Here is a 12,214-nt window from a genome sequence, read left to right as displayed (position 1 = left end):
TCGGATTTGGTGTCAAGAAAAAATCGAATAAAAAGATGATAAAGATCATGAAATAATTACACCGGCGTATCCGACAACCTGATCAGTGTCACCTGAAACTTCACCTGAGTCTGTATACCGAATAAGTTCAGCCTTTTTGGCACCCAGCGTTTTTGCGGCAATAATTGCAACTGTGACAGGGATAACTCCGCACATGGAGATTCTTTGCTGGTGTACAGTGTCATACATTGACCTCGGATTAAGTTTTTCTATGATTCGTAGTACGCGAGAATCTTTTTCCGTGGCATCCTCTCGAGACTCATAATGTGTCATATCGCTTGAAGCAACTATCAGAACATCTTTTCCATATGTGGTAATTGCTCCGGCAATGGTGGCACCAAGTTCCTCACACATCTGATACGATATGTGTGAGATCACGATAGGGATAATCGAAAGGTTTGGTTGAAGCGCCTGAAGAAATGGTACCTGAACCTCAACAGAATGCTCTACCTGATGTGCAAGTTCGTCATGGGTGACAGGACTGCCGTTATACAATAACAAGGTTGCAAGGTCGTGATTGACCTTAACTTCGCCCATAGGCATTTTCCACGTCGCCTGTGAGAGCGCAATAGGGTCTCCCTGCCCGTGGTGATTCAGGCCGAGGATAATTACAGTTTCCGGAATTGCGATTGCTCCAAGGGTCTCTGCGGCGACAGGGCCAGAATACATGTATCCTGCATGGGGCGAGATTGCCGCTAAGGCCTTCTTGGCGGTGGTAGTTGATTGAGGTGGCAGGAGTTGCGCGATTGTGCGGGAGAGTATGGTACTGCTGCCGGGATAGAAACGATCGGCTACTGCAGGCTGTCTGATCATGAGATCCCTCGTTAAAGCAGAAAACAAAAAAACAGATAATGAGATTGCTATACGACTAGCAAACCAGTGTGGCAGACGATTAATGAGGGGCAACAAACCCTATAAAGGATATGATAGCAGATTTTACGACGAATTTCTCACCCTGTGGAGCATAATAATTGCTCCACAGGATAAAAATGTGGGATTAGCTACGCTTGACTGTCCAGGAAGTGCCGTCTGCACCGTCCTTTAATTCAATGTTATGGGCAAGGAGTTCGTCGCGAATTTCATCGCTGCGACTCCAGTTTTTCTCAGCACGGGCCTGTCGACGTTCTTCAATATACTTTTGTATTGCAGCTTCATCGATATCGAGGCCTGAGAGCATCTTCTGCTTTTGATTACTGAGGAATGTGGCTGCATCTTCTTTTAAAAGCCCCATTATTGCCCCAAGTTCTTTCATGGTCGCACGACTTGTGCGAAGCAGAGCAATATCTTTAACTGCGGGTGCTGAGGAGAGTTCTCTGGAAATTCTGTTTAAGATTTTAACAGCATCAAAGAGAATTGACTGTGCCTGTGCAGTATTAAAATCGTTATCCATCGCCTGCTGAAAACGATCTTTCATGGATTCAAGCTTCTGGTGATCTTTGGCAGAAGCAATCGGTGCGGTTTCTGCTGTCCCGTTAGTAGTGATTGCGTCAATGTTGCTGATGCATGAATACAATCTCTCAAGGCCGGCAGTAGCATCCTGCATTGCAGTTTCTGAGAAGTCGAGTGGGTTTCTGTACTGAGTAGAAAATACAAAAAACCTGAGAATCTCAGGATGATAATGCTCAAGAAGATCTCTGATAGTCAAAAAATTGTTGAGGGATTTTGACATTTTTTCATCACGAATAGTGACAAAGCCGTGATGAATCCAGGTATTAACGAACTGACAGCAGTTTGCGCCTTCACTCTGGGCAATCTCATTTTCATGATGCGGGAAAATAAGATCTTTACCACCGCCATGGATATCAAAGGTCTTACCAAAGTATTTACGGCTCATCGCTGAACATTCGATATGCCAGCCAGGTCTGCCGTCTCCCCATGGGCTTTCCCACTTGGGTTCGCCTGGTTTTGAACCTTTCCAAAGAACGAAATCCATAGGATTGGTTTTCATTTCATTAACAGAAATTCTGGCGCCGGCCTGCATGTCCTCAAGATTGCGGCCTGAGAGTTTTCCGTATTCAGGGAAACTGTCGACAGCATAATAGACATCGTTGCCGGATTGATATGCCATTCCCTTTTCGATCAATTCCGAAATAATTGCGACCATTTCAGGGATATGCTCAGTTGCTTTTGGTTCAACATCCGGGCGATCAATGCCGAGTTTGTCCATATCGATATAAAACTCGTCAATAAATCTATTGGCGAGTTCACTTGAAGTGGTATTCTGTTCGGCTGCTCGTTTAATGATTTTGTCGTCGATATCAGTGAAGTTTCTGACGAAGGTTACTTTGTAATCACGATATCGCAGATATTTGACAATCATATCAAAGGCAAGAGAAGATCGTGCATGACCGATATGGCAGTAGTCGTATGATGTGATGCCACAGACATAAAGCTTTACATGATTCGGCTCTATCGGTTTAAGGGGCTCTTTCTTACCAGTAAGGGTGTTATAGATTCGTATAGTCATTTTAAATGGACTGGGGCTGGACAGTTCGAAAAACGTTTATTAAGTAATTCGGGAATATCCCGTATGAGTTATTATATTGCAACACTGCTCAGATGCAAGAAAAGGAACAGCTTAAAGTTGTTTGATTCCTCTATGCTTGATAAGCGTAAAGGTGCTATTCAATTGTCCTTGCTGAGAAAATTGACACCATAATCGTAATACAAGGAAAAGACAAGAATGAGCCAACAAATTGGTGAAAAACCAAGCTGGAAGGAAGCGTTTACTTCCTGGGTACATCCAACTTCTGTGAGAATGCTATTTCTTGGGTTTTCTGCTGGACTTCCTATTCTGTTAATTTTCTCTACGCTTTCTTTGTGGTTACGGGAAGCCGATATCAGTAGATCAGCAGTAACATTTTTCAGTTGGGCAGGGCTAGGGTATTCATTTAAATTTATATGGGCACCACTGGTTGATCTACTCCCTATCCCGTATTTGACCAGAATGCTGGGGCGAAGAAGAAGCTGGATACTTTTTTCACAGCTGTCAATTATTGTGGCCATTTGCTGGATGGCATTAGTTGATCCGGCAGCGTCAGAAAATAGTCTTACATACATGGCCTGTGCTGCAGTTATGCTTGGTTTTACATCAGCTACGCAGGATATTGTTATTGATGCATATAGAATAGAAAGTGCCGGCATTTCAAGGCAGGCACTGTTGGCATCGATGTACTTTACCGGGTATCGCCTTGCCATGGTGGTTGCAGGTGCGGGGTCTCTGTATGTCTCTACATGGTTTGGTACGAGTGCAGCGGCATACAGCTATGTTGCCTGGAGATCGACCTATTTAGTAATGGCAGCGGTTATGCTGATAGGAGTGATTACTACCCTTGTTATTCCAGAACCGCAAATTTCCAAAGATCGAATTTCGCATAATTTTTCAGCAAGACAATACGCTCAGATTTTAGGTTTGTTCTTTGTGGTTAGTGCCTCTTTTGCTCTGACCTTCTTTCATTCAGGTGACATTGCTGAGGCAGTGAAAACAGGTGTCGCATCAATTGCCCCATTATCAGAAAAATTTGTCGGATTTTGTGTTGAGGTATTACGATTCGCAGTTGCTGTTCTTGTTGCTGGCATAGTAGCTATTACACTCGTTAAGGTGAAACTGGTAGATAAGCATTTGGTTAATCAGACGTATGTACTTCCGGTAATGGATTTTTTCAGTAGGTATAGCCTGAGAATAGCCATTATCCTTTTGTTGCTTGTAGGATTTTATCGGATATCCGATATCGTACTTGGCGTAATTTCCAATGTGTTTTATTTCGATGTAGGCTTTTCTAAGCCTCAGATAGGAGCTGTTTCGAAAACGTTCGGGCTGATCGTTACCCTGATTGGTGGACTTGGTGGCGGGGTGCTGACCATGCGTTACGGAGTGAATAAAATTCTTTTTGTGGGGGCACTTTTATCTTCGCTCACTAACCTGCTCTTTATACTCCTGGCCAAAACAGGTGCCAGCGTATCCATGCTTATTATGGTGATTGTGGCCGACAACCTCAGCGGTGGTATTGCAGTTACAGCGTTTCTTGCCTTTTTATCATCGCTTACAAATGTATCTTTTACAGCGGTTCAGTATGCAATATTTTCATCGGTCATGACGTTGTTTCCAAAGCTGTTCGGCGGATACTCGGGAACTATATCAACAGCTATAGGGTACGAGTCATTTTTCTTGATGACTGCCTGTATAGGTATACCTGTGTTACTGCTTGTATGGTTGGTGCGCGGGGAGGCTGTAAACTGATAATAGTATGAGGTGGATGAAAGTTAAATAGCCGGGGGGCGTAGTCTTTCAAGCTGTACTTGTGCTAAAAATACATCCTTAATCCTCACACCCATACATATCAATTATCTTTTTTTTGATTAATTGGAGTTTTGTCTGGTGATGAATTATCAGGTTCCTTCATTGGATTCTCATCTGGGGTGATGGTACAGGATCTATAATGAGGACAATCTGTGTGGCGTATGGATGTGCAATAGCTTATGACGTGCATATCCAATGGAATTAGTAGGCCATGGGCTTGTGCTCGACATCGGTTTTGTTGACTTGACCAGTAAGGGCAGATCATAATATTTTTACGATGAGTTTTTATGACGATTGGTTTGGTTGCATAATTGCAAGTACGTAAAGCACCTTTGCAATACTTGGGCCTGGCAATCGTTATTTATGTTCTTTAGGAGATATGTCGTATCTCTTCATTTTATCGTAAAACGCTGTTTTTCCAATTTTAAGCTGTTCAGCAGTTGTTGCGACATTACCTTTATTTTTTGCTAAAGCATAGGAAATTATTTCTCGCTCAACTTCTGCCAACATGTTTTTCAGTGGCATCCCATCCAATCTGTGCAGATAAGATATCTCATCTGTTGAGTTGATTTTTTCTAAGGGATTATCGAAAAAAAGATCATTTTCAGTGATCACATTAGATTTAGACATAAGGATTGAGCGTTGTATAACATTCTCTAATTCTCTGACGTTACCTGGCCAATCGTGTTTAATCAGCCTGTCAATAACACTTTGAGGGAGAAAATTGATATCTTTTTTAAATGCTCTTCTGTATCGCCTGATAAAATGGCTGACAAGATCAATAATATCCTCTTTACGACTACGTAATGGCGGAATCGAAATATTAATGATGTTCAGTCGGTAAAACAGATCCAGGCGAAAGCTGCCATCCTGAACGGCTTTAGGCAAATCATTGTTGGTAGCTGCTATTATCCGTACATCAATTTGGATAGGTGTATTTCCGCCAACCCGAATGATTTCTCCGTCTTGCAGAACTCGTAGTAATGCAGCCTGCATTCGTGGGCTGATATCGCCGATCTCATCGAGGAAAATAGTTCCTCCATCTACAACCTCAAATTTCCCGTGTCGTTGAGAATCCGCACCTGTGAACGCACCCTTTTCATAACCGAAGAGATCACTTTCCAGGATAGAATCGTTGATTGTATTACAATTAATTTTCAGAAACGGCTTTCTGTTACGATCGCTTGATTCACGAATCATGTTAGCGACAAGTTCCTTACCAGTCCCGGATTCACCTGTTATGAGAATTGTAGCATCGGATTTGGCGACCCGACGCACCATTTCGCGAAGTTGACGCAATGATTTACTTGAGCCAACCATTGTTCCTTCTTCGAAAAAATTATTGAACTTGTCGTTGAGGTAATTTTTCTCGCTTGCTAATGATTCTCGAACGCGGTCTCTGTCTTTTAACTCATTAATCTCATCATTGAGAATCGATTCCATGCTGTTCTGGAAATCATGAATCGACTCAATATTTGATTTTGTACGGGTAATATCACGAAGAAACAGCCAGTGAAGTCTGTCTCCCTTGTAGCCTTCAAATGGTGCAAGTATGAATTCCAGGAATGCATCGTTAATCGTGATTTCTTTGTGCACCCCAACCATATCCTGCTCAATTGCTCTATGAATAATCGAGAAAAGTTCTGATGCCGGATTTTTGTTTTTGTCAGCGTTGATCTTTTTGTGATTATTTCTGATATCACCGAAGAAGCTTATGGCACTAGGGTTCATGTATTCGATCTTATCGCCTCCATGAACGAGTAGAACCATCTCTTGCATTACATCAAGGAGATTTCTCTGATTATGAAGAAGTCTGTCGATATCCTGTTTAATTTCGATCATAAGTGATGATATTTCTATGTGTATATGAAGATATGATGATAAGGCCTACAACTAAAAGCATAATGAATATATGTGTTAGTATATCTCATGAAATTAAAAATGGATGATTTTTTTTTCATCTTTCCCGGCAGATGAATATTGGAGAACGTATGCGAATAAAATCAGTGATTTTCATATCACTCATAATTGTTGTTTTTTGCTTGAGCGGTGTTGCCAGTTGTTACTCAGCTTCCGCTGATGAACTGCTGGTGGTGGTAAACAAAAGGATGTCCGGAGCCGTTGATATAGCAAAGTACTATATGAAGGCCAGGGGAATACCAAAAGACAATCTGCTCGTTACCTCACTTACATTAGATGAGGTAATGGACCGTGATGAGTTTGATAATAAACTTAAAAAACAAATAGTTAAAAAAATAGACACATTAGAAAGAAAGTCTAATATTTATGCGTTGGTACTGATTTATGGAGTTCCTCTCAAAGTTCGCCCCCCTGAACTCGGTTGGGATGTAAAAGAGCGTCTCGAGGATCTTAAAAAAGAACAGAGCATTCTACAGAAAAAACTCGATAAAGATCCGTCACGATTGAAGCTGATTACAGATCTTATAAAAGATGTAAGTGGAAACGATAAAAAGGCTGCAGTTGACTCTGAACTCATGCTGGTAAAGCTTGAAGATTACGAGTTGTCAGCATGGATAGAAAATCCGTATTTTGTTGGCTTTCAAAGCAGGGATGATTCGAACAAAACAATTGGGAAAAATGATGTCATATTGGTGAGCAGGCTTGATGGGCCTGATGAAAAGACCGTTTATCGACTTATAGATGACGCAATAGCGACGGAGAAGAAGGGGCTTGAAGGGACAGCATATTTTGATGCACGTTGGAAGGAACCAGCAGGAGAACACGCTAAAGAATTGAGTGGATATGCTCTATGGGACGCTTCACTGCATAAGGCTGCTGCCTTGGTGAAGCAGCGAATGAAAGTTGTGCTGGATTCATCCAGTTCACTATTTCCCGAGGGTTCTGCTCCGAATGCTGCGTTATATTCAGGTTGGTATTCCCTTGCCAAGTATGTGGACAGCTTTACATGGGTGCAGGGAGCTGTTGCGTATCACATAGCATCGGCAGAGTGTACAACACTGAAAAAGGAAGACAGCCAGGTCTGGTGTATGCAGATGTTAAAAAGAGGTGTTGCTGCTACTATTGGGCCGGTTTATGAGCCTTATGTGCAGGGATTTCCTCTTCCTGAAGTGTTTTTTGGTGCACTCACGCAAGGGTACATGAATCTTGGAGAAAGTTACCTGATCTCTTTACCCTATATTTCATGGCAGATGGTTCTTGTCGGTGACCCACTTTATCGACCATTTAGCCCAATGACTGAAAATTCGAGTCAATGATCAAACGACCAGGAAAATGGTGGTTGCCGAGTTTTTTCTCTAATCCAGTTCAGGCCGGTCTGCACAGATGGCCTTCTAATCAGAGCATAAATCAGACGGTTTTTATATGGGAAATTCATCAATGAGAAGCTGAGAATTATTGTAATGAGCCCCTGGCCGGGGAGAAAGAGCATTGCAATTCCTGCAAAGAGAAGAGCTAACCCAAGAAAGTTTTTAAGTAGCAACACAACAAGATATCCAGCGCTGATTTCACGCGGAAGTGCTTTTCTTCCCGGACTGTAACGCAAAAAGAAATCACAAGGCAGGCGTGAAACAAGTAGAGGGATACAAACAAGACTCAAGACGAAAGTGATTACTGATAACCCCGCAAGATACTGCAGCAAGGTTTGCAGCTGGTCAAAGGTAATTATGGGAATTTTCATACCAAACAGAATCAGTCTGTAGTCCTTTCCAGCGTTACAAGAAGTTCCTTGAGTGGTCTTTTGGGGACGTGGTGTATCTGGTCAGTATCTCTCCAGTATTGTATGTCGTTTTTATCTTTTGCTTCTTCAATCACAATTTTTTCTTTCGGTTCACCGAGAGCGATTATGAGTTCGAGGGTGAGATTGTCAGGGATGTTGAATGTTCGAGTAATTTCAGGCGAAAATGCACCAATTCTGCAACCGAGAATGTGTTGCTCGCAGGCACCTAGCAATATGTTTTGTGAAGCTATTCCCAAGTCAAAATGGGCATGCTTTTCCGCGACATTTAACCGATCATGGTTCAGAAGGCACAAGATATATGCTGTCGGACGCTCTTCTGGAGCAGGACCTTTCCAGTCAGCTAAATAGCCGGCCCAGCCAAGGTGAGGGAATATGTCACAGCAGCTTTGCTGATCATTGATGATGCTATATTGCCATGGTTGACCGTTTCTTGCCGATCCTGATAGCCGCGCAAGTTCAATGAGGTTCATCAGGGTTGAAGTGGTAATTGGAGATCCTGTAAACCTTCTGCATGTTCTGGTCTGTGCAACGAGTTTATTGATAGTCATTGTTTTGATTGGTGTTGAATTCAATAGTATCATCCCGAACCTGAGATTCTACTGTCTCAGAGTAGGTTCCAATTGAGAAAAGTACACGATTACCCTGTGAGCTAGAATCAGTGGTAATCCGGGGGACGGCGTTAACAGTAATCCTTTTGGGTTCAAGAGCGAGCTTCTCTGTAAAAAAATCGGTAATCACTCGAGCACGTTTCTGGGCAAGTTCTATGAGAAGTCTCTCATCAATGGCTATGGGTTCTGCCTGGAGAGGTGCAAATTTTTGAAATATCTCCAGAGGAATTTTTTCTTCAATATAATCAACTGGTTCACCGAGAGCTGTTTTTGCAGCAATGATCTTTTGCAGATACTCCTCTTTAGCCTGTTGTAAGCTATTTTTGCGGATGCGGTTTTCTGCTTCAACGCGATCACGTTCAATTATTTCCAGCTTCCTTGTAAGAGCAGCAGTATCGACGATCGAATCTGCGCTACCGGTTACAGTGATACCTGTTTGAGGGTGAGAAGATAAAAAATTACTAAACCGCGAGAGGGACTCCCGCCCGGCACCTGTCAGTTCCGTCTGGCCTGGATAGAATTCAGCAAATTCGTTACCTGAGAGATCTTTATAGTCATCAGGTAACAGGAGTAATGGTGAAACTGATCCTTTAATAACAAGCTTTTTGAACGAGGTAACTGCATCGGAAAAAACTGAAGACTGTAGGTCGTTAAGGTCTCTTTCTGTCGATGAGGATAACGTGAAAATTTTGTCAGCATCACTTATAAGTGCAAGTGTAAGAGCCGATTGAGATGTGGGAGAAATCGGATCTATCTGGCTGAATACAAGCTGACTATCCTGAGTGAGTTTATCATTTACCCATGTTGTGTTTACTGCCACTGAGACACTGCCATGGCTTGAGTCAATATCAAGCTGTTCTGATAGTTGCGCGTGGAAGGAGGGGAGTGGAAAATCATTAATGGTTAATGTAGACTCGCCTTGCTTGGAAGCGTCAAAAAAATGATTCTTTCCTGAAAGAGAAAATGTGACAGAATCAAGCAAACCTTCGAATGAGAATAAAGTCGGCGGAGCTTGAGGACTTGATGTGAATTTTTCAAGTCGACCATTGAATTCAGATATTTCTCCAGTCCAGCTTGGCTTAAGTCGCGAGTCAGTTACTTCAATTTGACCAGATGTTATAGATATTTCCTTGAAATCTACCTGAGGCACAATAGTTGTCTTTTCATGATTGCTATGTTTGGACGGTATATGTTTTTGAAAGAAGGTATTGAGGGTTGAGACAATATGTTTACTTGAAGCATCATGATTCAGTTGCAGTTTTGGAGAGGATATATTGCATGTTGTGCCACCTATGTGTGATGGCGTGCGGCTATATAGCAGGTCTGGAAACTCTATGTGTTCCCAGGAAAAGTACTTTTTGTCATTTTCAGACAATGCACCTTCTTTTAGGGAGAGTTCGCCGGTAAAGCCTACATCAGGGTAGGAAAAATCACCTTTGCCGCTTAATTCAGCGTCTATCTGTTTTAAAAGAGTATGGTCGCTGAACCATGGCAATATCTTCAGGCTGTTTAAATTGTGAAACTGAGTATTGAGGTGGGCCGCCATAGGGTTGATCTGTATTTTCCCTTTTGCCTGAATAACACCGTTCTGTTCAGTTTGGACCCGAATAGTCAGGTTATCTCGTTCCTGGGCTATATCGTTTTTATTGAGATGGATGGCTTGTACAGATATCTCAGGGAAAACAAGTTCTGGTGTAGAAGAGTTACTTTTTGACAATCGTAATGCTCCAGAGATATCAAGTGAATCAACACCAAGTAAACTATTCTGGGCAGAAATTTCATTTAATATAGCAGGCAGACTGTCGATGTTGATGGCTATTGAACTGTTTTGAGACTGTATATCTCCAAGGTTGATCAGTTTTCCTTTTTTGCTAAAACCGCTTATTTTGCTGACAGCAGATTTATACCACACGATATCGTCGTCTTTTAACTCCAAATCGTACAGTGAACAGTTTCCTTCTTCAATGTAGGCTGTAAATGGATAACTGGCGTCTGGAGTTTTTCGAATACTGATGAATCCCTTCGCGTCAGCGGTGCCTGAAGTTTGTGAGATGCTGGTCAGGTCGACAAAAGTAAACAGTTTGTCAGCTGAAATGTTATCAAGGTGTATATCTCCTGCGGGTAACCCTTGTGCATCAAATGTACCCTGCCAACTCATTGTGGCCTGGCTATCGCTCTGTTCTGCACTAATACGAAACCGTGTTTGCTCTGATGAACTTAAAGCACCTGTGCTGGCATAGTTTTTCAGGCCAAACTGAATGGATTCCCACTTATCAATGACATCTGCACTCGTCCCTTTAACGCGCAGGTAGGTGCCATTATCAATGAGTGCGGATTGTATTGTAATGCTGCTGTCAGTGATGGATCCTGACTGACGATTGATAGCATTTGGGGAATCAGAGGGGATTTTACGGGAAAATATTTCTGAGAAGTCACTACCCGATTGAAATACCGGTTCTCGTAGAACGACTGAATTCAATCGAATGACTTGAGTGAAAGGGTGGAGTGTACCTTCAAACTTAGCGACTGGAATTTTAAGGTTGAATAGTTTTTGCTGGTCTATTGCAACAGTATCTGTTGCTTCAAAAGAGAATTCGACCGCAAGCTTTTCTTTAGCTGATACCTGTGAAAATGACAACTGCAGGTCACCGGTAGCTTTACCCTGTGTTATGTCAAAGGGCAGTGTTGCAGGAAGGTAGTCGAAATAGAGGGGGAGATCTATGAGGTCGAAATGTATTGCGAGGTTGGTTTGCAGTGAGTCTTTAGTCTCGTTGTTGCCTGAAATTGCAGCCTGGCCTGTAAGATTAACAGGGCTGCCATTTATAACTGCTGAGAAACTTGGGTGAATGTAGTCTTCTGCTGCAAATGAAAAATTCGAAAGGTTTGGAAGGGAAAGCTCTATATGTTCGATGTGATGTGTGCTCGATTTCGGGACATCCGTAAAGGTAACTTTACTATCTCTGATGGCAATATTATTGAGAGAGAAAAGAAAGGGGAGTTCTGTAAAATCAAAAATTTCTCCAGTAACCTTTTGTTGTTTACCTGTAAGTGTCTGTGAAAAATTATACTCACCATTTTCATTGCGAATGATATCAATATTGAGGTTACTTATCAGCAGGTTGGTGGTAACAAGTTCACCTTTGAGTAGCGGGATAAGAGCTATGTCTGCTTGAAATGATTGTAATTGTGCAAGCGGGGTAGGCTTATCAGGATTTGAAAGGACAACATCATCAACCACAAGATTAAACGTGAAAGGGTGAAATCTCACCTGACTGATTTCTAGTGTCAAACCTGTATCTTTCTGTATTTTTTCAGGTAGGCTGGAAGTGATATATTTAGGTACAGCCCAAAAGCCAAGGGCTGAGTAGCCGCCAATTAGAAAAAACAGGACAATAACTACTATAGCCGCAACATCAAAATATCCTTTTTTTTTCGCTGGGACTGTTTTTTTGCTTTTCTTTTTTTGCTTCTGTCTGCTGGAAGGTGAAGGCGTTTTTGAGCCTGATGAAACAGAGTCGATAGAGATGGTACCAAAACGATCAGTCATGA

At 42.2% G+C, this 12,214-nt stretch carries 8 protein-coding genes; 2 read left to right on the top strand and 6 right to left on the bottom strand.

Features of this window, described 5'->3' with window-relative positions; translation table 11 throughout:
- Positions 1–45: 45 nt before the first annotated feature.
- Positions 46–852, bottom strand: a complete 807-nt coding sequence (amrB, locus tag FCL46_RS12490) for an AmmeMemoRadiSam system protein B (RefSeq protein ID WP_136808455.1) — start codon at positions 850–852, stop codon at positions 46–48.
- A gap of 184 nt (positions 853–1,036) precedes the next feature.
- Entirely contained in the window at positions 1,037–2,506 is a 1,470-nt protein-coding gene (cysS, locus tag FCL46_RS12485) for a cysteine--tRNA ligase (protein ID WP_136808454.1), read from the bottom strand.
- A 216-nt stretch (positions 2,507–2,722) separates the two neighbouring features.
- Here cysS and FCL46_RS12480 point away from each other — a divergent pair, with 216 nt between their 5' ends.
- Complete coding sequence (locus FCL46_RS12480; RefSeq protein WP_136808453.1) at positions 2,723–4,279, top strand: AmpG family muropeptide MFS transporter; 1,557 nt, start codon at positions 2,723–2,725, stop codon at positions 4,277–4,279.
- Between the two features lie 417 nt (positions 4,280–4,696).
- Here the strand turns inward: FCL46_RS12480 and FCL46_RS12475 are convergent, their stop codons facing one another.
- Positions 4,697–6,181, bottom strand: coding sequence for a sigma-54 interaction domain-containing protein (locus FCL46_RS12475; protein WP_136808452.1), 1,485 nt, complete (start codon positions 6,179–6,181; stop codon positions 4,697–4,699).
- A gap of 149 nt (positions 6,182–6,330) precedes the next feature.
- Between FCL46_RS12475 and FCL46_RS12470 the strand changes: the two genes are divergently transcribed.
- Positions 6,331–7,575, top strand: a complete 1,245-nt coding sequence (locus FCL46_RS12470; protein WP_167505932.1) for a TIGR03790 family protein — start codon at positions 6,331–6,333, stop codon at positions 7,573–7,575.
- Here the strand turns inward: FCL46_RS12470 and FCL46_RS12465 are convergent.
- From FCL46_RS12465 to FCL46_RS12455, 3 genes are read right to left on the bottom strand one after another with little or no spacing between them, the layout of a single operon-like run.
- On the bottom strand, positions 7,569–7,997 hold the full coding sequence (locus FCL46_RS12465; protein ID WP_136808450.1) for a PGPGW domain-containing protein: 429 nt from the start codon (positions 7,995–7,997) through the stop codon (positions 7,569–7,571). The two genes, FCL46_RS12470 and FCL46_RS12465, sit on opposite strands and share 7 nt — an antisense overlap.
- Before the next feature lie 11 nt (positions 7,998–8,008).
- Positions 8,009–8,629, bottom strand: coding sequence for a nitroreductase family protein (locus FCL46_RS12460; protein WP_228723389.1), 621 nt, complete (start codon positions 8,627–8,629; stop codon positions 8,009–8,011).
- Positions 8,592–12,212 (bottom strand): DUF748 domain-containing protein, encoded by a 3,621-nt coding sequence (locus tag FCL46_RS12455; protein ID WP_136808449.1) that lies wholly within the window; start codon positions 12,210–12,212, stop codon positions 8,592–8,594. The genes FCL46_RS12460 and FCL46_RS12455 overlap by 38 nt, the downstream gene beginning before the upstream one ends.
- Positions 12,213–12,214: the final 2 nt, after the last annotated feature.

Source organism: Desulfosediminicola flagellatus, from assembly GCF_005116655.2.
GTDB classification, from domain to species: domain Bacteria; phylum Desulfobacterota; class Desulfobulbia; order Desulfobulbales; family Desulfocapsaceae; genus Desulfopila; species Desulfopila flagellata.
The sequence above is the reverse complement of the archived record's forward strand: the minus strand, read 5'-3'. Positions and strand labels throughout refer to the sequence as shown.